This window comes from Frankia umida (assembly GCF_023242945.1).
GTDB lineage: Bacteria > Actinomycetota > Actinomycetes > Frankiales > Frankiaceae > Frankia > Frankia umida.
In genome coordinates, this window is sequence record NZ_JALKFT010000007.1 from 75065 (window position 1) to 95279 (window position 20215).

Sequence of the window (20215 nt, forward strand, 5' to 3'; positions counted from 1 at the left end):
GAACATCGAACCGCGCACCGCCGTTTGCGGCCACACGCGACGCACCGCACCGTCGCCATCCCCCGAATTCGGTACGCCACCCCGACGGAATTGTCATGATTGACGCCATCGCGGGCTACCTTAGCGGCTCTCGGGCGAGAGGCTCCCACCTGCGGGGATATCCCTTCCCCGCCGCACCCATTCGTCTTCGTCCCGCTCCACAGAGGCCGACGCTCGAGCAGGTGGGCGGCGAGCGCCGGCACGGACGGAGGCGCAGCCAACCGGAGATCAGTGCGGCGACGACCCGCGTCCCGCCGTCCGCGCAGATGCGATCACCGCGGGCTTCCCGCCCACCTACCAGCGCGGGTCGCCGTCCGGGTCCGACAGTTCGGCCGGGCCGTGGCGGTTTCCGTCACCGCGGCTCCCGCCACGACGCGGCCCGGGGTCCTCCCGCGCTTCGCGGCCGGCCCGCTGGGCTGGCTGGCGATCCGTCCGGCCGGTACACGACGCCCTTCGCACCGTGACAACTCAACAGCGTGGCTGATCCTCGCCGTGGAGCCGCGTCCCCGCCCCTCGACAGCGAGGAGCCTTCGTCCGGCGGGCATGCGGTCATACCTGCTGGCCTGATCACGTCCTGATACCGGCTCGGGGCGCCGCGCGACTCGCGCACGACACCCCGAACACCGGTGACCTACAGGTACAGGCCGTGACGGGCGTCGACGCGCGCGGGTCGTGGCAGGCCGCGGCCGTCCCGCAGGGCGAACAGCTCGGCGAGGGTCATGGTCGAACCGACGCCTTCCGCCGTGCCGAGCCAGGAGACCGCCTCCGCGTACGGCAGAGCGCCGACCTCGATCTGGGCAAGGCATCGACCAGGACGCACGACCGCGGGATGCAGTCGGAGCAGATCCTCGTTGGTGGTCAGCGCCACCAGTACCTCTCGCCCCTGGCCCACCAGACCATCGGTCAGGTTCAGCAGCCGCGAGAGCTGCTGACCGGTGGTTCCTCGGCCATCACCGCGAATCAGCTCGTCACAGTCCTCGATGACGAGCAGCCGCCAACGACGACGGACCGGCTGGCCCATCCGGTCCTCGGCGTGGCTCCCGCTCCCACCCACCGGAGAATCCGAGATCTTCGCCGCGCCGGCGTCGGCATCACCGTCCCCGGTGCCAGCATCATCGGTCTCCCCGCGTGCCTGGACATCGCCGGTGGTTCCCTGGCCTCCCGCGGCTTCGACCGTCGCCGGGTCCGCGGCCGACTCCTGCGCGATGTCCGCCGCGTCGCCGTCGCCGTCGTCGTCGTCGTCGAAGCCGATCGCGACCTCCATCATGTATGCGGGATCAGCGAACAGCGCCTCCGGATCGAGGACACAGTCGACCTGGCACCACGATCGCCACTCATGGGCCAGGGCGCGCAGCACGGTGGTCTTCCCGGTCCCGGCTGGGCCGTGCAGCAGGATGAGCCTGCCGGCCACTGTCTCGCGGCGGACGGACATCAGCGCTTCAAGATCACCTACTGTCGATGTGGCGTAGTTGTCGCGGATGGACGACCAGCTCGTCGTGGCCGTGCGACGGCTGGTCCGGATGGGCCCTCGCTGACTCGACAGGTACCAGAAGCCCATGGTCACGTTGTTGTCGGCGCCGACCTCGGTGGTGGAGGCCCGCACCACGTCCTCGAGAACTCCACGGGCGAGCTGCTCGGTGACCGCGGTCACGGTGACCTCACCTCCGCCGCCGCGCCAACGCACCGCCCGCACAGTCCACCCCTCGCCCACGGCAAGACGCGAGTCGCGGGCTTCCTCGACCACCGAGCGCAGCACCCTCGCCCCGGAAGGCAAGAGAGTGGCCCCCGGCCGCAGCCGGTCAAGCCGCGCGCTGCGCGCCCAGGGCTGTTCACCGGTCGTGAAGGGAGCGAGGGCGAGTGCGTCGACCACGTCGTACGGGGTGTCGGAATCGTCCAGGCCGACGACAAACGGAAGCTTCATGCCGCCGCTCAACGACTCGGAGACCATCCAGGACTTGGGCAGCGACGCCTTCTGATTTGGAACAGACACGCTCCTGATGGTCCCGGACGCGTGGGGATTCCACCATCCCGTTACCGGATTTACCGCGCCACGCCGCGACACACCGCGGCTCGGCCGTGATCGACACCCGCATCCCGGCGACACAAAGCACAAATTCAACTACTTTAAGTCACTTGATGGGCGGATGTTCCGCCGAGGGGTTCGACTGCTGGACAGCCTGGGCGGCCGCGACCGGCGAGGTGTCGCGCCCACGGAGTCCGGGTCACTCCCCGCGGAAGCCGCCCCCCTCACCGGCGCGCCTACCGAGAAGAGCCGTCCTGTCACTTCACGATCCAGGCTGGAGGTGGAGCGCAGTGCTTGGTGGACGACCTGCAATGTGGATGCGACGCCATGTGTCCGGCGACGCGGATGGCGCCCGTCCCGGGACGCCTCGCTCGGAAGCTCCCTCGGCCGGGCCGGCGGGCGCCGTCGATCCGAGCGAGGTGGTCCACGACTCATCCGTGGTGGCCGAGGCGGATGCGGACCTGACCGCGCTGTCAGGGATCACACAGGCTGATGGGCTCCCCCACATTGGTCCCTTCGACCTGGCCGACCTGCCAGCGGACGAACGCGAACGTGCCGACTTCGGCGCGTTGCTGATCCCACGGGTGGACGGCACCTGGCTGCGACTGTCCGGTACCGGCCCGTTGCCGGCGCTGGTCGTCACGGACGGAACCTCCACGATCGAGCTTTCCGTGCTCGCCGCACCACGAGGGGAAGGTCTGTGGGCGCGGATCCGCGAGGATCTGCGCAGCGCCCTCCAGGAGCAGGACGAGTCGCATCAGGCGATCGAACGGCCAGGTCCGCGCGGTCCCGAGCTTCATCTGCCGGTTGTCACCGAGCAGGGGCCGACCAGGGCGCGCGTGGTCGGGGTCGACGGGCCACGGTGGTTCCTGTGCGCGGTGTTCACCGGCGAGGCCGCCACCATGCCCGCTGCCGCGCCTGCCCTTGAGGAACTGCTCGCAGCCACGGTCGTCGTGCGCGGCTCGGAGCCGATGCCGGTCCGTGAACCGCTCCCGCTCCTGCCCCCCGATCGCCGGGCCGCGCCGGTCGTGGAGGTCCCCGCGCCCCGCGCGGCCAGCGAGGTCATCACCCTCGGTGCTCGAGGCCTGTTCGCCTGAGAGCCCGGCGGATCGCACGCCGCCCACACGGGCGCGTGCGGGCGTTGTCCTGGCCCGGCGGTGGACCGCTCGTGCGGCCGCGGGCTGCTAGCGTTGCGGCCCGTGTCCCGTTCCGCACGGCGACCCGCCCTGAGGTCGGGCCGCGGATGACCGTCCACTTCATCGGAGCCGGGCCGGGCGCCGCGGATCTGATCACTGTCCGCGGGCGTGACCTCGTCGCCTCGAGCCCGGTCTGCCTGTACGCCGGTAGCCTCGTACCAGCCGAGATGCTGGCCTGGTGCCCACCTGGCGCCCGGCTCGTGGACACCGCCCGGATGACTCTGGACGAGATCGTCGCCGAGCTGTGTGCCGCCCACGCGGCCGGCGAGGACGTTGCCCGACTGCACTCGGGTGATCCATCCCTCTACAGCGCGCTGGCCGAACAGCTACGCCGGCTCGACGAGGCCGGTGTCCCCTACCAGGTGACGCCAGGAGTGCCGGCCTTCGCGGCTGCTGCCGCCGCCCTGCGCCAGGAACTGACCATCCCCGGAATCGCGCAGAGCGTGATTCTCACCCGGACGTCGGTGGTGTCCAGCCCGATGCCGCCGGGCGAGGACCTGACCACGTTGTCGGCGTCGCGTGCGACCCTCGTCCTGCATCTGGCGGTCCACCGGATCGAGGAGGTCGTCCGCGAGCTGACCCCCCGTTATGGTCCGACCTGCCCCGCGGCCGTGGTGGCGTGGGCCAGTCGTGACCGGGAGACGGTGCTGCGCGGCACCCTCGCGGACATCGCCGGGCGGTCCCGCGCCGCGGGCCTGACCCGGACGGCGGTGATCATCGTGGGCCGGGCACTGGCCGCGGGCGACTTCCAGGACAGCTTCCTGTACTCCAAGGGCCGCTTCGCGCCGGACAACGGGCAGCCGGCGCCCGCCAGCGGCTGGTCGTCGGTGCCACCGGACGCCGCGCCGCAGGGATCGCCGGGAGGGCCGGTGCCACCCGGGCGGTCGGCGCCGTCGGCGCCGCGCCGGATTCTGCTGCTCGGTGGCAGTGGCGAGGCTCGCCAACTGGCCACCGAGCTCGCCGCGGACAGGCGGTACGAGGTGCTGTACTCACTCGCCGGTCGGGTACGGGACCCACGGGTTCCACCGTCGTGTCGCGTGCGGATCGGCGGCTTCGGTGGACCGGACGGACTCGCCGCGCTTCTGCGTGCCGAACGGATCGACCTGGTCGTCGACGCCACCCACCCGTTCGCGGCCAGGATGCAGGCGTCCGCGGCGACCGCGGCCGCCGCGGTGGCACTACCACTGGTCGTGCTGCGCCGGCCCGGTTGGCACGAGGGGCCGGGAGATGACTGGCGGCGGGTACCGACCATGGTCGCCGCGGTCGAACTGCTCGAGGGTTTCGCACCTGGTGGAGCGAGGACCGAGACCGCGCCGCGGGTCTTTCTGACCACCGGGCGTGGCGATCTCGGGCTGTTCGCGCCCCTGGCCCGCCCCTGGTTCCTGATCCGCTGCGTCGATCCGCCCGAGGGGCCTCTGCCGCCACGGCACACCGTTCTGCTCGACCGGGGGCCCTTCGATGTCGACGCCGAGCGAACGCTGCTGCGCAGCCATGCCATCGACGTCGTCGTCACCAAGGACAGCGGTGGACCGATGACCGCGGCGAAACTGACGGCCGCCCGCGAGCTGGGCCTGCCCGTCGTGCTCGTCGACCGGCCCGCACCGCCACCAGGCGCGGACATCACGGCCTCCGTCGAGGAGGCGCTCGCCAGGATCAACAAGCAGAACATGGCCGCGCCTTCGACGGGGCTATGAGGCCGGATAGCTCCGCGGGGTGAAGACGAGGTCGCCCGTTCGGCGGTGGCGCACGATGCGGGTCATCGACGAGCCGACGAGCAGCAGACTGCGCATGTCCACGACAGCGGGATCGACGTCACCGAGCGTCGTCACCGTGATCGACTCGGTGGGTCCACCGACGTCACGGCCGATCACCAGTGGCGTGTCCGGGGCACGATGCTCCCGGATCACCGTGAACGCCCGGTCCAGCTGCTCCCGACGGGTCCGCGACGCCGGGTTGTACAGGGCCAGCACGAGATCGGCGGCCGCGGCCGCCCGCAGGCGCCGCTCGATGATCTCCCAGGGCTTCAGCCGGTCGGACAGCGACAGCACGCAGAAGTCGTGCCCCAACGGCGCGCCCACTCGACTCGCCACCACCTGGGCCGCGGTCAGCCCGGGCACGATCCGCACCGCCACCTGCGCGAACCGCTCCTGCGCCGCCGCCTCGACGACGGCGGTGGCCATCGCGAACACACCCGGATCGCCCGAGGACACCACCGCCACCCGGGCTCCGGCCGCGGCGAGTTCCAGGGCGTGTTCGGCCCGGTCGGCCTCGACGGTGTTGCCCGACGGATGCCGGCGCTGCCGCGGGTTGGGGGGTACTCGGTCCAGGTACGGGCCGTAGCCGATGAGGTCCTCGGCCACGGCGAGTGCCGCCGCCGCCTGGGGTGTGAGCCATGCCGTGTCCCCCGGGCCAAGCCCGACGACGACCACCTCCCCCGCCTGCCCGTCACCGATCCCCACGACCTCGGACACCACGACCTCAGGCACCGCCTCGACTGGCCGCCGGGCGGAACCGCCGACCGGAGGTGTCACCCATTCGGCCTGCCCGGCCCGCAGCGGTGCCGGATCCCGCGGACCGCGCACGGGGCTTGGCAGGACCGCCAGCGAGAAGTACGGCACGGACTCCGCGTCGACCTCGTCCAGGCGGGCGACGCGCTGGCCCGCGGTGGTGGCCCGCTCGACGTACCAGGTATCAGCGAGGCGGCCCGCCTCGGTGAACGCCTCGCGCACGCCGGGGAACGTCCGGCCCATCTTGAGCACGACGGCGGTGTCGGTCCCGGCGATCCGTGCGGCCAGCACGTCCGGTGGCAGGGTGCCCGGCAGCACGGTCAGTACCTCGTTGCCCTCGACGAGCGGCCGACCCAGCACCGCGCAGCCGGCGGACAGCGAGGTCACCCCCGGCACCACCTCGGTCGGATACCGATCGGCGAGCCGGCGGTGCAGGTGGATGAACGAACCGTAGAAGAACGGGTCGCCCTCGCTGAGCACGACGACGTCGCGACCGGCGTCCAGGTGGGTGGCCAGCCGCTTGGCGCAGTCCTCGTAGAACTCGTCGATCGCCCCCCGGTAACCGCCCGGGTGGCTGGTCGCCCCGGTGGTCACCGGGTAGACGAGGGCCTCCTCGATCTGGTCGCCGCGCAGATGGGTGGCGGCGATCGAGCGGGCGATGCTGCGCCCGTGCCGCGCGCTGTGGTACACGATCACATCCGCGTCCCGGATGAGCCGCACCGCCTTCATGGTGATCAGCTCCGGGTCTCCCGGGCCGACCCCCACCCCCCACAGCCGTCCCACCGGAGTTTCGTCAACGACCGGCTCGGCCACGGCGGTCATTCGGCTTCGCTCGCGATGGCGTTGATGGCGGCCACGGCCATCGCGCTTCCCCCGCGCCGGCCGTGGACGACGAGGTACTCCAGGCCAGCCGGATCCTCGACGAGGGCCCGCTTGGACTCGGCGGCCCCGATGAACCCCACCGGCACGCCGAGGACCGCCGCGGGACGCCCCGCTCCGGCCGCGACCAGCTCGAGCAGCCGGAACAGCGCCGTCGGTGCGTTGCCGATCGCCACGACCGCGCCGTTCAGCCGCGGCACCCACAGATCGACGGCGGCGGCGCTGCGGGTGGTACCGACCTGGGCGGCCAGAGCCGGCACCCGCGGGTCGCCCAGCAGGCACAGGATCTCGTTGTCCGCCGGTAGCCGGCGCCGGGTCACACCGGCGGCGACCATCTGCGCGTCGCACAGGACGGGCGCCCCCGCCAGCAGCGCCGAGCGCGCCGCCGCGACCACCCCGGGGCTGGCGGCCAGGTCGTCGACCAGGTCGACCATCCCGCATGAGTGGATCATGCGGACGGCGACCCGGGCGAGATCCGCGGGCAGCCCGTCCAGGCGGGCCTCCGCGCGAATCGTCGCGAACGACCGACGGTAGATCTCCGCCCCGTCCCGGATGTAGTCGTACTCCGGACGCGGCGTGCCCGCCGACATCGCAGTCTCCATCAGCCCGTCTCCCGTCGATGCAGCTCCCGTGCCTCCGTCACCGCGTCGACGAGAGCCGACCAGTCCACCACGCCCGGTTCGCGGTCCCCGTCACCGGCCGCACCCACAGGTACCGGCGCATCCGGAGCCCAGGTCACCACGAACGGAGCCGAGGATGCCAGAGACCCCGCTCGCACGTGATATCCGTCCGGCTGCGCGACCACCTCCGCGACGGCGCCGGACGGCTGCCCACACCGACGGCCGCAGCCCGACCAGTGCACCGGCAGTGCCGGCCGCCGCGCCCCGGCCCCCGCCGCCAGCGCCACCCGGGTGGCATCACGGCGCACGTCGGCGAGGGCGCGGGCGCAGCCGGGACGTCCAGCGCAGCTCGTCACGCCGAGCCAGCCGGAGTCCTCCTCGACGACCAGGCCCGCGGCGGCCAGCCGCGTACGGACATCCGCCAGCTGCGCCGCGGTCAGATCCAGCAGCACCACCGACCGCCACGGCGTCACCACCAGCGCGCCGGCACCCGCCGTGCCCTGGTCGCCACCGACGGATGGCTCCTCGATCCGCTCGGCGATCCCGGCCACCAGGTCGAGCTGGTCGGCCCGCAGCCGACCCAGCGGTACGAGCGCCGTCAACGCCCAGCGTCCGTCCCGCTGGGCATGGGCCCCAGGCCGTGCCCCCGGCGACGCCGGCCGCTTCGACCTCCCCGTCGACATACCCGGGATGGACGTACCCGGGGTCACCGGCCGGTCGTCGGCGACGAGTGCGCCGGCGGTCGCGGCGACGCCGGCCGCGGCGGCAAGAAGCTGATCGCGGCCGTCGGGCAGTTCGGCGACCCGCCAGGCGGACGCGGCTGGTCCGCCCGCGGCGACCCGGTCCACGAAGGCCCGAGCCGCAGCGAGCAGCGCGGGCACCGCCACCATGTCGGGGACCCGCAGTGCCAGCGTCTCGCCGGCGACACACACCAGGGTCCGGCCGCCCGGCTGCGCCCGCAGCGCCAGATCCGCCGGGATGCCCTCCAGGTCGCCGCTACCGTCGTCGACCGCGAACAGGACTCGTCCGGGCAGCGCCGCCAGCACCGGATCGGCGCGCAGGCCCTCGTCGAGGGCGGCCACGAGTCCCCGCACGTCCCGCCCACCGGGGCCGCGCCCCGACAGCGGAGACGCCACGATGTTGCGGATGCGCTCATGGGTGTCCGACGGCAGCAGGCCCACCGCCCTGGCCCGCCCGGCCAGAGCCACGGCGGCGCCGTCAGCGAGGCCGCGGATCTGCACGTTGCCGCGGGAGGTCAGCTCCAGGTGGCCGTCGCCGAGTTCACGGGCACACGCCGCGAGTTCACGCGCCGCTCGGGGGGCGAGCCGGCCCCCGGGCAGCCGTAACCGGGCGAGCGCGCCGTCAGCGGCCGGATGCGTTCGCAGCACCCCGGGGCAGGCATCCTGGGTGCGCTCCCGCCGGCTGGTGGACACCGGCGGAGCATACGTGCAACCCCGGGACAGGCGCGGCCGATCCGGTCACTGCCCACAGCCGGGCGGAGCGGGAAAAGTGGCCGGGATACGTCCGTTGACGTGGGCACGGCTTGACAGTGTGGGTGGCCGATCTGTCATGGTAGGTCGGCCAGGAACGCACTCGGCACCGCACCACCGTGGCCACAGTCACCGGTGGCCACAGTCACCGGTGGCCACAGGCGGGCGAGCGCGGTCCGCGGGTTCGGGCAGGCTCGGCGGGCACCCGGGAGCCGGGATACTCGGCTCGGCCGTCAGGGGCACGGCAGGTCCCGATAACGGTTCGGGTGCGCCACCGCGGGTGACGGCATCGTCATGTTTTCCGCCGGCGCGTCCACGTCGGGTCAGGGTCGCCGTCCGGCACCGCCGGCGCAGCGTTGGCGCCAGCTGACACGGGGACGCGGATCCCCCGGGAGAGGCAACTTCATGACCCCCGCACGCCCCGAGGTACCTCCCACCACGGCTGTCGCGTCCGGCGGCCCGGGTGGCAGCGGCGACACCGAGTTCGACGCCGCGGTTCTGCTGCTGTCCACCTCCGATACGGACCTGTTGTCCGCGCGGGCCAGCGGCGCCCGCTACCGGCTTGGCAATCCGGCCCGGCTTGGGGTGGCCGACCTGCCTGGGCTCACCGACGGGGTCGACGTCGTGGTGGTGCGCATCCTCGGCGGGCGGCGGATGTGGGAGGAGGGCCTGGCGGCGTTGCTCGCCGGGCCGCGACCGGTGGTCGTCCTCGGCGGGGAGCGGGTGCCGGACGCGGAGCTCATGGCCGCCTCCACCGTCCCTGGGGGGATCTGCGCCCAGGCGCACGCCTACCTGGCCGAGGGCGGCCCGGCGAACCTGCGCGAGCTTCACCGCTTCCTCGCCGACACCCTGCTGCTCACCGGCGATGGTTTCGACCCGCCGGTGGTCACACCGTCCTGGGGGGTCCTGCCGGGTTTCGCCGCCGACCCGGGTGACACGACCGATCCGGTTGCCACGGCCGATCCGGCGGCTGCCGAGGCGCTGTCGGTGCCGGCGGGGCGGCCGGTGGTCGGCATCCTGTACTACCGGGCGCATCACGTCGCCGGCAACACGACGTTCGTCGCGGAACTCGCCGCGGCGGTGGAACGTGCCGGTGGGGTGGCCCTGCCGGTGTTCTGCGCGTCGTTGCGGACCGCCGAACCGGAACTGCTCGCCGTCCTTGGCCGGGTGGACGCGCTGGTCGTCACCGTACTCGCCGCCGGCGGCAGTCAGCCGGCGAAGGTCGGAGCCGGCGGTGACGACGAGGCCTGGGACGTCGGCGCGCTCGCGGCCCTGGACATCCCGATTCTGCAGGGCCTGTGCCTGACCAGCGCGCGGGCGACGTGGGCCGGTTCGGATGACGGGCTGTCCCCGTTGGACGCGGCCACCCAGGTGGCGATCCCCGAGTTCGACGGCCGGCTGATCACCGTGCCGTTCTCGTTCAAGGAGGTCGACGCCGACGGCCTGACCAGCTACGTCGCCGACACCGAGCGGGCCGACCGGGTCGCGGGCCTGGCGGTCGCGCACGGGCGGCTACGTCACGTCCCGGCGGCGGATCGCCGGATCGCGTTGATGCTGTCGGCCTACCCGACGAAACACTCCCGGATCGGCAACGCCGTCGGCCTGGACACCCCCGCGAGCACCGTGCGGCTCCTGCACGCGATGCGCGCGGCCGGTTACGACATCGGGCCCGCCGACGGCCCGGACGCGCTGCCGGGGGTCGCCGCCAGCGACGGCGACGCCCTCATCCACGGGATCATCGAGGCCGGCGGGCAGGATCCGGCCTGGCTCACCGAAGCCCAGCTCGCCGGCAACCCGGTACGCATCCGCGCCGACGACTACCGGGCCTGGTTCGACACGTTGCCGACCGATCTGCGCGACCGCGTCGAGCGGCACTGGGGCCCGGCGCCCGGCGAGCTGTACGTCGACCGCGGCGCGAACGCGAGCCCGGACGGTGACATCGTGCTGGCCGCGCTGCGGGCCGGCAACATCGCGCTGCTCGTCCAGCCGCCGCGTGGGTTCGGGGAGAACCCGGTCGCGATCTACCACGATCCGGATCTGCCGCCGAGCCACCACTACCTGGCCGCCTACCGCTGGCTGTCCGCCGCCCCGACGGCGGGCGGGTTCGGCGCGCATGCCCTGGTTCATCTCGGCAAGCACGGCACCCTGGAATGGCTGCCCGGCAAGACGGTCGGGATGAGCGCCTCCTGCCCGTCGGACGCGGCGCTGGGCAACCTGCCGATGATCTACCCGTTCCTGGTGAACGACCCGGGCGAGGGCACCCAGGCGAAGCGGCGGGCGCACGCCACCCTCATCGACCATCTCGTCCCACCGATGGCCCGGGCGGAAAGCTACGGCGATCTGGCCCGCCTCGAACAGCTCCTGGACGAACACGCCTCGATCGCCGCCATGGACCCGGCGAAGCTGCCGGCGATCCGCGCCCAGATCTGGACGCTCATCCAGGCCGCCCGCCTCGATCACGATCTGGGCCTCGCCGACCGGCCGCATGACGTCGAGTTCGACGATTTCCTGCTGCACGTCGACGGCTGGCTGTGCGAGGTCAAGGACGCGCAGATCCGCGACGGCCTGCACGTCCTCGGCGTCGCACCGACCGGCGCGGCCCAGGTCAACCTGGTGCTGGCGATGCTGCGGGCCCGTCAGATGTGGGGCGGGCAGCAGACCCTGCCCGGTCTGCGTGAGGCACTCGGTCTCGACGAAGGCGCTCAGGCGGCGTCGCGCACCACCGTGGACGAGGCCGAACGCGTCGCCCTCTCCCTGGTCACCGAGCTGGAACGCCAGGGCTGGGACCCGGCCGCTGTCGACCCCACCGTCACCGCGATCCTCGGCGAGCCGGCCAGCCCGAAGCGGCACATCGACGCGGCGAGCAGCGGTTCCGCGGAACCGTCCGACGAGGTGAAGCTGTCCGACGAGGTGAAGCTGTCCGACGAGGTGGAGCTGTCCGACGAGGGGGAGCCGTCCGACGAGGGGGAGCCGTCCGACGGGGTGGGGCTGGCGGGTGAGCTGGCCGGGCGGCACGAGGCGGTGGCGGCGGTGTTGCGGTTCGCCGCGACCGAGATCGTCCCGCGGCTGGCCCGGACCACCGACGAGATCGGCAACGTGCTGCACGCCCTAGACGGCGGGTACGTACCGGCGGGGCCGAGCGGATCGCCGCTGCGGGGACTGGTCAACGTGCTGCCGACGGGGCGCAACTTCTACTCGGTCGACCCGAAGGCCGTGCCGAGCCGACTCGCCTGGGAGACCGGGCAGGCCATGGCGGCCAGCCTGCTGGAACGTTACCGGGCGGATACCGGGCGCTGGCCGGAGTCGGTCGGCCTGTCGGTCTGGGGCACGAGCGCGATGCGTACCAGCGGCGACGACGTGGCCGAGGTACTGGCCCTGCTCGGTGTCCGTCCGCTGTGGGACGACGCGTCGCGCCGGGTACACGGACTCGAGCCGATCGAGCTCGCGGAACTCGGCCGGCCGCGCATCGATGTGACCGTGCGTATCAGCGGATTCTTCCGCGACGCGTTCCCGCATGTCGTGGCGATGCTGGACGACGCGGTGCGGCTGGTCGCGGACCTCGACGAGCCCGACGAGGACAACCATGTGCGGGCCCACGCCCGCGCCGACCTGGCCGATCACGGGGATGAGCGGCGTGCCACCCTGCGGATCTTCGGGTCACGTCCGGGGGCGTACGGCGCGGGCCTGCTGCCACTGATCGACAGTCGGAACTGGCGTGACGACGCCGACCTCGCCGAGGTGTACGCCACCTGGGGTGGTTACGCCTACGGTCGTGGCGTCGACGGGACACCGGCCCGTCCCGACATGGAAGCCGCCTACCGGCGGATCGCTGTGGCCGCGAAGAACGTCGACACCCGCGAGCACGACATCGCCGACTCCGACGACTACTTCCAGTACCACGGCGGCATGATCGCGACCGTGCGGGCGCTGACCGGCCGGGCACCCGCGGCCTACATCGGCGACAGCACCCGACCGGAGGCGGTACGCACCCGGACCCTGTCCGAGGAGACCTCGCGGGTCTTCCGCGCCCGGGTCGTGAACCCCCGCTGGCTCGCCGCCATGCGCCGCCACGGCTACAAGGGTGCGTTCGAGATGGCCGCCACCGTGGACTACCTGTTCGGCTACGACGCCACCGCGGGAGTCGTGGCCGACTGGATGTACGAGCGTCTCGCCGAGACCTATGCCCTGGACGCCGACAGTCAGAAGTTCTTCCTCGAGTCGAATCCGTGGGCTCTGCACGGCATCGCCGAACGTCTGCTCGAGGCCGCCGCCCGCGGCCTGTGGGAGCATCCCGAACCGGCCACGCTGGACGGCCTCCAGGAGCTCTACCTGCGGACCGAGGGGCAGCTGGAGGACACCACGGCCGCCACCGAACCCGCCGCGGGGCCGCCGCGGTAGCGCTGACGACCGGACCGCCCGGGTGGCCAGGCGGCGCGATCGAGCCGGGACCACAGTCCCCAGTCGGGGAGCCAGGGCTACCCCCGCTGGAGGCCGTCCGTCCCTTCGCCGTCCCTGCCCAATGGCACGTGCGGCCCGCCTACCAGCCACAACGCAGCGCTGCCCGGCCCATCAGCCGGTGTCGGACGGGCCGGCGGTCCCACCACCCGCGCAGGCCCGCTGGGAATCAGCGTGGGCTTCGGGGAAAATGGCCAAGGTGCGGACGACTCTTCTGCTGGTGGGTGACGAGGCGGCGGCGCGCCGCGAGCTGCTGACCACGCTGGTGGACGAGGGCTACGGCGTCGACACCGCCCGTTCGGCGGACCATGCCCTCGCCGTGCTCGCCTCCCGGTCGGTGGATCTGGTCCTGAGCTGCCTCCCACTGGGCACCGAGCCGGGCGCCCTGCCGTTGCCCGACGACCTGGCCGCCCTCGACGATCCCTGGTTCGACCGTCCGGTCTGGCCCGGGGAGACGAGCCGACCGCCCGCACGCGAACAGCTACCGCCACCCGAGCGGGCCGCGCTCGCCGCGGAACGACTCGACACGCTCGTCTACGGCCCGGCCGGACCCCCGCCGGTCAGCTTCCCCGCCCCCGCCCCCGCCCCGACAGCGACGGCAACGCCGACGCCGACCTCGGCCCGGACGTCGGAACAGGCGCCGGGGCCAGCGGTGGAGCCAGAGCTGGCGCCGATGAGCGGGCTGGAGTTCTGCCGGCAGGTCCGGGCGGGCGGCGACGTCGCGCTGGTCGTCGTGGCCGATCGCGCTGACCCGCAGGGCATCGTCGCGGGTCTTGAGGCCGGCGCCGACGACTTCATCACCGCTCCGCCGTTGTCCGCGGAGGCACTGGCCCGGCTACGCGCCCTGTTGCGCCGTACCCGCCCCGCCGGGCAGGGTCCGGGCCGGGCCTTCAGCGTCGGCGAACTGCAGATCCGGCCGGCTGAGGGGGTGGTGCGTCGCCACGGCGAGGACCAGGCTCTGACCCGCACCGAGTTCCGTCTGCTGTGCGAGCTGGCCGTGGCCGGCGGGCAGGCGGTCAGCCGTCGGCAGCTGATGGAACGGATCTGGGGCTACGACTACTTCGGCGGGGCGCGGATGCTCGACGTCCACGTCCGGCGGCTGCGCCGCAAGGTGGAGGTGGACCCCTCGGCGCCCACCCACATCCTCACCGTGCGCGGCATCGGCTACCGCGTGTGCGCTCCCTCCGGTGGCGACTGACCCCCCGGCGAGCACAAGGGCACCCGTCCCTCGAGCGCCCCGTCCTCGATCGGACGTCCCTCGAGCGGACGTGCGAGGTAAGGGCACCCGGGAGAAGGGTTCCGCGTCAGCTGTCGATCGTGGACATGTCGGGGTAGCGGTCGCCGGCGACGGACGCACCAAGGGTTCCCAGACGGTCCGCTTCGGCGTCGGTCAGGGTGATCTCGGTGGCGCTGGCGTTGTCCTCGAGGTAGCGACGGCGCTTGGTGCCGGGGATCGGCACGATGTCGTCGCCCTGATGCTGCACCCAGGCAAGCGCGAGCTGGGCCGGGGTCACCCCCTTGTCGGTGGCGATCTTCTCGATCTCGGCGACCAGCTGGAGGTTCGCCTCGAGGTTGTCACCCTGCAGCCGCGGGAGGCCGCGACGGAAGTCGTCGGAGGCGACGTCCGCCGTGGAACGCAGGGCGCCGGTGAGAAAACCCCGGCCCAGCGGGCTGTAGGCGACCAGGCCGATACCGAGCTCACGCAGGGTCGGCAGGATGTCCTGCTCAAGATCGCGGGTCCACAGGCTGTACTCGGTCTGCACCGCGCTGATCGGCGCGACGGCGTGGGCGCGACGGATCGTCGCCGCCGACGCCTCCGACAGGCCCAGGTAGCGGACCTTGCCGGCGGTGACCAGGTCGGCCATCGCCCCGACGGTCTCCTCGATCGGCACGGTCGGGTCGACGCGGTGCTGGTAGTAGAGGTCGATGTGGTCGACGCCGAGGCGGGCCAGCGAGCCCTCGACGCTGGCCCGGACGTAGTCAGGCCGGCCGTTGATCCCACGGGCCGCCGGGTTGGCCGGGTCCCGGATGATGCCGAACTTCGTGGCCAGCACGACCTCGTCGCGGCGGTCCGCGAGGGCGGTGCCGACGAGCCGCTCGTTGGTGTGCGGACCGTACATGTCCGCGGTGTCCAGGAAGGTGACGCCGAGGTCCAGGGCGCGGTGGATCGTCGCGATCGACTCGGTGTCGTCAGTCGCGCCGTAGAAGTCGGACATACCCATGCAGCCCAGGCCCTGCCGGGAAACCCGCAGGCCCGCGGAGCCGAGAGTGACGGTGCGCATCAACGGAGGATCCTCTCGTAGTGGGCGATCTTGTGGTCGATGGCGGCCAGGTTGCGCTGTTCCTCGTGCAACCGGTCGAGCACCCGACGGCGGTGCTCGGTGAGCAGGGCCAGCCGGTCCGTCTCGGTGCCGGCACCGGCGCGGGCCAGCCGTGCGTAGCGGGCCATCTCGCGGATCGGCATGCCCGTCAGCCGCAGCCTGGTCAGGAAACTCACCCAGGCGATGTCGGAGGCGGTGTAACGACGATGCGACGAGGCGGCCCGGGCGACCGGTTCCCGCATCAGCCCGGCCCGCTCGTAGTACCGCAGGGTGTGCACGCTCACCCCGGTGGCCTGGGCGGCCTGGGCGATCGTCCAGGTCGACTCGCCGTCACCGGCGTGGCCGTCGGTCGACGTGCCGACATGGGTGGACGGCCGCACCGGCGGCGATACGGACGCTTCAAGCGTGGCCATGCCACAGACGCTAGGACCTGGAGTGCGCTCGAGGTCAACCATCCGAGGTCAGCGTGGTCAACCGCATGCGACCCGGGTGGCGCGGGAGAGCGGACGTCAGCGCAGGTGCCAGTGCTCGGGTTCGAGGCGCAGCCAACGGTCGACCTCGGCGCGCCACCAGATCCGGGTGCCGCCCCAGGTGGCGGTGCGGTTCACCACCGCGGCCGGTCTGGGTGCCGCCGGGTCGACGCGCATCCGATGGTCCACCGCCTGACGGGTCAGACCGAGCGCACGGGCGATGTCGCCGGAGCCGACAAGCAGCGGAAGCTGATCCACACCTGACGACGTTAGCCAATCACCCCTACCACGCGCCCGTGGAACGGACCGACCGCACCCCCATCGGTGCGGCTGTGGCCCGCGGTGGTACCAGTGCGTTCCACCGCGCCCGTATCCGGATGGCAGATGCGCAAGTATCCGCGTTGCCCCGCCCCCAGCCGGCGGTATGTGCTTGGCTGATCACGCATCCCGCGTCCAACATGGATCTTCGGTGAGCCGGGGGCGGGAGCAGGCAGGCCGCAGGCGCAGGTAGGAAACGACGACAGTGAGTGTGGACAACAGTGGGTATTGATCTCGCCAAGGGTGCCAGCACCGCCCTCGTCGAAACCACGGGCGTCCTGACCCATATCAGGGTCGGTCTGGGCTGGGACCCGAACAGCCCGGGGGCGCAGGAGTTCGACCTGGACGCGAGCGCGATCGCCCTACAGGACAACGGCCTCGCCCCGAACCGGGGCTATTTCGTCTACTACAACAACCTGAGCACGCCGCGCGGGGAGATCGTGCATCGCGGCGACAGCCTCACCGGGGAGGGCCGCGGAGACGACGAACAGATCGACGTGCGTCTCGATCTGCTTTCGCGCGCGATCACCCGGATCGTGTTCCCGGTGACCATCCACAACGCGGAGTATCGTCGGCAGAGTTTCGGTGACGTGCACAACGCCTACATTCGTGTCGTCAACACCGACACCGACACCGAGCTGGTCCGTTACGATCTGTCCTCCTCCGCTGCCCGCGACACCTCCATGCTGTTCGGTGACCTGCTACGCGAGGGTGACGGCTGGCATTTCCGGGCGCTCGGCGAGGGCGGGGTGCAGGATCTGACCGCGATCGCCCGCTCCTACGGCCTCGACGTCTGATCGCCCTGGACGTCTGATCGCGCCGGGCCGCTGATCAGCGTCGGCCGCGCTGGCCTCGGGCCAGCCGCGGCGGGGCGGGCTGGTGGGGCAGACCGCCGGACAGGCCGGACGCGTTCCCGCCGCCGCGGCGGGACTGGATCAGTCCGTGCACGTACACGACGGCCCCGATGATCACCAGCAGGTCGTCGATGAGGCCGATCGGGCCGAGCGGGATCTCGGGGACGGCGTCCACGGGCGACACCACGTAGGCGAGGCTGCCCAACGTCGCCACGATCCCGCGCACCGGCAGGTCGTAGCGCCGGATCACCACCAGCGCGGCGATCGCCAGCACAAGGCCGACCGCCACGAGCACACCGAGGCCGATCAGCAGCGCGGTTCCGAAGTCACCCATCGTCCATGTCCCCTCGCCCGAACCCGCGCGCACGTCGTCGACATCCCACGACGCAGCCATGATCTCCTGCGGCATGCCCCGCGGTGACCTGATTCGAACATCCACCGGCACCTCGGTGACGGCCACCCCGTGCCCACCGGCGATCCGCGGCGCCCACCGATGACCCGTAGCGACCGCGGGTGGTGTCGGCTGTCAGATCCGGCGACGGGCGGACAGGGGCGCGATGGCGCCGGTAGGCTTCGTGGTGTGTCCTCCGCGGAGTCGCCGGTGCCCTCCGGCCGGCGCAGTGGCCAGTCCGCTGGTCAACCCACTGGCAGGTTGATGGCCGTCAGTGATGTGCACATCGGCTACGCGGAGAACCGGGGCCTGGTCGAGAGCATCGAGGCGGGTTCCCCCGAGGACTGGCTGATCCTCGGCGGCGACGTCGGCGAGATCGCCGCCGACATCATCGCCGTCTGGCGGCTGATGCGCAGCCGTTTCGCCAAGGTCATCTGGGTGCCCGGAAACCACGAACTGTGGACGGCCAAACAGGACCCGCTGCGGCTACGGGGCGACGCCCGGTACCGCTATCTGGTCGCCGCCGCCCGCGACGTCGGCGTGCTCACCCCGGAGGATCCCTACCCGGTCTGGGTCGGCGAGGGCGGGCCGGTGGTCGTCGCCCCGCTGTTCATCCCATACGACTACACCTTCCGTCCGGCCGGAACCACCACCCGGGACGAAGCGCTCGACCTGGCTCGCAGCACAGGTGTGGTGTGCACGGACGAATGGCTGCTGCACGCCGATCCCTACCCGCGGATCGACGACTGGTCCCGCGCCCGCGTCACCTACACCGAGCAGCGGCTGGCGGCACTCGATCCGGCTGTTCCACCGGTGCTGGTCAACCACTGGCCGCTGGTCCGTCAGCCCTGCGACATCCTGCGGTATCCGGAGTTCGCCCTGTGGTGCGGCACCACCGCCACCGCCGACTGGCACCTGCGTTTCCGCGCGGCGGCGGCCGTCTACGGTCACCTGCACATTCCCCGCACGACCTGGTACGACGATGTCCGCTTCGAGGAGGTCTCGATGGGGTATCCGCGGGAACGGGCCGCGTGGGAGGCGTACGGCCGGCCGTACATCGGGCCGCGTCAGATCCTGCCGTACGTACCGCGGCCCGAGCGTAAACGGGTGGGCACCGCGTCCGGCGACGCGTCGGCGACGGCGTCGGCGCGAGGCTGACGCCCGGTGCTCTCGAGCCTGCTACCCGCTGCCGCCATCGCGGTCGAGGCGTTCGAGGACGAACCGGCCGCCGTGCTGTTCCCCGAGGAGTCGGCGCTGCTCGCCCGGGCGGTGGAGAAACGCAGACGCGAGTTCACCACCGCCCGCATCTGCGCGCACAAGGCGCTGCGCCAGCTCGGCCTGCCGCCGGCGCCGATCCTGCCCGGCCCGCGCGGCGCCCCTGGGTGGCCCGCCGGCGTGGTCGGCAGCATCACCCACTGTGCCGGCTACCGGGCGGCCGCCGTCGCCTGGTCCCGTGACGTTTACACCCTGGGTATCGACGCCGAGCCGAACGAGCCGAACCCGCCCGGTGTCACCCACGAGATCACCGTCGCGGACGAGGCGGACCGCCTCGCCGCGCTGACCGCGTCCCACCCGGCCGTCCGGTGGGACCGCCTGCTGTTCAGCGCCAAGGAATCGGTGTACAAGGCCTGGTTCCCGCTGGCTCAACGCTGGCTGGGTTTCGAGGACGCCCACCTGAGCCTCGAGCCCGGCACCGCGCCGCTCGCCCAGACCATCGACGCCCTCGACGGCCCGGTCGGCCCGGTCGGCCCGGTCACGACGGCTGGCGCCGCGGTGACAGCGGCGGGGCATGCGGGCGGGAGCCACGGTGGCCTCACGGCCACGCAGAAGCTGGTGCGAGCCGAAGGAACGTTCAGCGCACGACTGCTGGTCGCGGGTCCCGCGCTCGGGTCAGGCACCCTGACCGGCTTCGACGGACGTTGGCTCGTCGGCGAGGGCCTGCTGATCACCGCGATCACCGCCACACACATCGACGGCGTCCCAGCCTCGTCGGTCACCGCGTGATGCGCCGACGAGGACGTCGCCCCCGCCCGGCCGGCCGCTTCCGCCCCGCGGGCCGCACCGGCCCCGGTTCCCACCCCGCGGGCCGCCGCCCGCGCACCCGTGGCGTCGAGGGCCGCAAGCCCCGATAGCGCCTGCGAGGAGGAAAGCGTGGGGCTCAGAACGGAATGGGCCGCACCACCGTTACCGCGACCGGCAGACCGTCGTACCGCTGCTCGACAGCGGCCACCTCGACCAGGCTCTCGACGCCGATGTCCACGGCTTCGCCCCGCGCCCCGATGCCCAGCGACGTGAGGACAGTTCCGCGTCGCCGCCAGTAGTCCAGGTCCGCCGAGACACGATCGCGGATCTCGCTGAGACAGGCGTGGGAGTGGCGAGCCGATGCGACTCGGATATGACGCGCGTCAGATCTCCCGGCGATGACCGCGTCAATTCCAGCAGCGTGTTCCTCCGTCCGGTAGACCGTCACCACACCCCGGGCGGCGGAGACCACCACACCACCGTAACCCTGACCGTGGTGGGCACCGAGTATCAGCTGGAGTTCCAGTGCGATGTGGTCGATGATGTTCTGATCCGTCGGGCCGGGATCGGATGCGCCCACTGGCTCGCGGGAATTCATGACGTGGTTCTCCCACCTGTCGCGAATGCGAT

At 72.3% G+C, this 20215-nt stretch carries 16 protein-coding genes; 7 read left to right on the forward strand and 9 right to left on the reverse strand.

The window, feature by feature from the left end:
• Positions 1–670: 670 nt before the first annotated feature.
• Entirely contained in the window at positions 671–2029 is a 1359-nt protein-coding gene (locus MXD59_RS09210; RefSeq protein WP_248824330.1) for a DUF5925 domain-containing protein, read from the reverse strand.
• Positions 2030–2379: 350 nt separating this feature from the next.
• On the opposite strand from MXD59_RS09210, the gene MXD59_RS09215 reads away from it, so the two are divergent.
• Together MXD59_RS09215 and MXD59_RS27760 are read left to right on the forward strand one after the other, a co-directional pair.
• A complete protein-coding gene (locus MXD59_RS09215; protein ID WP_248824331.1) occupies positions 2380–3159 on the forward strand; it encodes a DUF3710 domain-containing protein in 780 nt (259 codons plus the stop codon).
• A gap of 146 nt (positions 3160–3305) precedes the next feature.
• Positions 3306–4952 (forward strand): cobalt-precorrin-6A reductase, encoded by a 1647-nt coding sequence (locus tag MXD59_RS27760; protein WP_308301679.1) that lies wholly within the window; start codon positions 3306–3308, stop codon positions 4950–4952.
• Here MXD59_RS27760 and MXD59_RS09230 read toward each other — a convergent pair.
• The 3 genes from MXD59_RS09230 to cobG are packed head-to-tail and all read right to left on the reverse strand — an operon-like array spanning position 4947 to position 8697.
• The gene (locus MXD59_RS09230; protein WP_248824332.1) at positions 4947–6587 is read right to left on the reverse strand and encodes a precorrin-2 C(20)-methyltransferase; all 1641 of its coding nucleotides are present in this window, start codon (positions 6585–6587) and stop codon (positions 4947–4949) included. The two genes, MXD59_RS27760 and MXD59_RS09230, sit on opposite strands and share 6 nt — an antisense overlap.
• Positions 6584–7246 carry a precorrin-8X methylmutase gene (locus tag MXD59_RS09235; protein ID WP_248824333.1) on the reverse strand — a complete coding sequence of 221 codons (663 nt, stop codon included), beginning with the start codon at positions 7244–7246 and terminating at the stop codon, positions 6584–6586. The genes MXD59_RS09230 and MXD59_RS09235 overlap by 4 nt, the downstream gene beginning before the upstream one ends.
• The gene (gene cobG / locus MXD59_RS09240) at positions 7246–8697 is read right to left on the reverse strand and encodes a precorrin-3B synthase (protein WP_248824334.1); all 1452 of its coding nucleotides are present in this window, start codon (positions 8695–8697) and stop codon (positions 7246–7248) included. Before cobG ends, MXD59_RS09235 begins: the two co-directional genes overlap by 1 nt.
• Before the next feature lie 462 nt (positions 8698–9159).
• Between cobG and cobN the strand changes: the two genes are divergently transcribed.
• Both cobN and MXD59_RS09250 read left to right on the forward strand, forming a co-directional pair.
• Positions 9160–13152 (forward strand): cobaltochelatase subunit CobN, encoded by a 3993-nt coding sequence (gene cobN / locus MXD59_RS09245; RefSeq protein WP_248824335.1) that lies wholly within the window; start codon positions 9160–9162, stop codon positions 13150–13152.
• Between the two features lie 256 nt (positions 13153–13408).
• Positions 13409–14407, forward strand: a complete 999-nt coding sequence (locus tag MXD59_RS09250) for a winged helix-turn-helix domain-containing protein (RefSeq protein ID WP_248824336.1) — start codon at positions 13409–13411, stop codon at positions 14405–14407.
• A gap of 106 nt (positions 14408–14513) precedes the next feature.
• Here the strand turns inward: MXD59_RS09250 and MXD59_RS09255 are convergent, their stop codons facing one another.
• The 3 genes from MXD59_RS09255 to MXD59_RS09265 all read right to left on the reverse strand — a co-directional run bounded on the left by MXD59_RS09255 (position 14514) and on the right by MXD59_RS09265 (position 16258).
• Complete coding sequence (locus MXD59_RS09255; protein WP_248824337.1) at positions 14514–15491, reverse strand: aldo/keto reductase; 978 nt, start codon at positions 15489–15491, stop codon at positions 14514–14516.
• Positions 15491–15943: a MerR family transcriptional regulator gene (locus MXD59_RS09260; RefSeq protein WP_248815274.1), complete on the reverse strand. Its 453-nt coding sequence runs from the start codon at positions 15941–15943 to the stop codon at positions 15491–15493. The genes MXD59_RS09255 and MXD59_RS09260 overlap by 1 nt, the downstream gene beginning before the upstream one ends.
• A 96-nt stretch (positions 15944–16039) precedes the next feature.
• Complete coding sequence (locus MXD59_RS09265; protein ID WP_248815275.1) at positions 16040–16258, reverse strand: hypothetical protein; 219 nt, start codon at positions 16256–16258, stop codon at positions 16040–16042.
• 281 nt (positions 16259–16539) lie between these two features.
• Here MXD59_RS09265 and MXD59_RS09270 point away from each other — a divergent pair, with 281 nt between their 5' ends.
• Positions 16540–17115 (forward strand): TerD family protein, encoded by a 576-nt coding sequence (locus tag MXD59_RS09270; RefSeq protein ID WP_248815276.1) that lies wholly within the window; start codon positions 16540–16542, stop codon positions 17113–17115.
• A gap of 34 nt (positions 17116–17149) precedes the next feature.
• Here the strand turns inward: MXD59_RS09270 and MXD59_RS09275 are convergent, their stop codons facing one another.
• Positions 17150–17506, reverse strand: coding sequence for a YkvA family protein (locus MXD59_RS09275; RefSeq protein WP_248815277.1), 357 nt, complete (start codon positions 17504–17506; stop codon positions 17150–17152).
• Positions 17507–17827: 321 nt separating this feature from the next.
• Here MXD59_RS09275 and MXD59_RS09280 point away from each other — a divergent pair, with 321 nt between their 5' ends.
• Together MXD59_RS09280 and MXD59_RS09285 are read left to right on the forward strand one after the other, a co-directional pair.
• Entirely contained in the window at positions 17828–18721 is an 894-nt protein-coding gene (locus MXD59_RS09280) for a metallophosphoesterase family protein (protein ID WP_248824338.1), read from the forward strand.
• 6 nt (positions 18722–18727) lie between these two features.
• Complete coding sequence (locus MXD59_RS09285) at positions 18728–19567, forward strand: 4'-phosphopantetheinyl transferase family protein (protein ID WP_248824339.1); 840 nt, start codon at positions 18728–18730, stop codon at positions 19565–19567.
• Positions 19568–19721: 154 nt separating this feature from the next.
• Here the strand turns inward: MXD59_RS09285 and MXD59_RS09290 are convergent, their stop codons facing one another.
• The gene (locus MXD59_RS09290; RefSeq protein ID WP_248815280.1) at positions 19722–20183 is read right to left on the reverse strand and encodes a hypothetical protein; all 462 of its coding nucleotides are present in this window, start codon (positions 20181–20183) and stop codon (positions 19722–19724) included.
• Between the last annotated feature and the right edge of the window lie 32 nt (positions 20184–20215).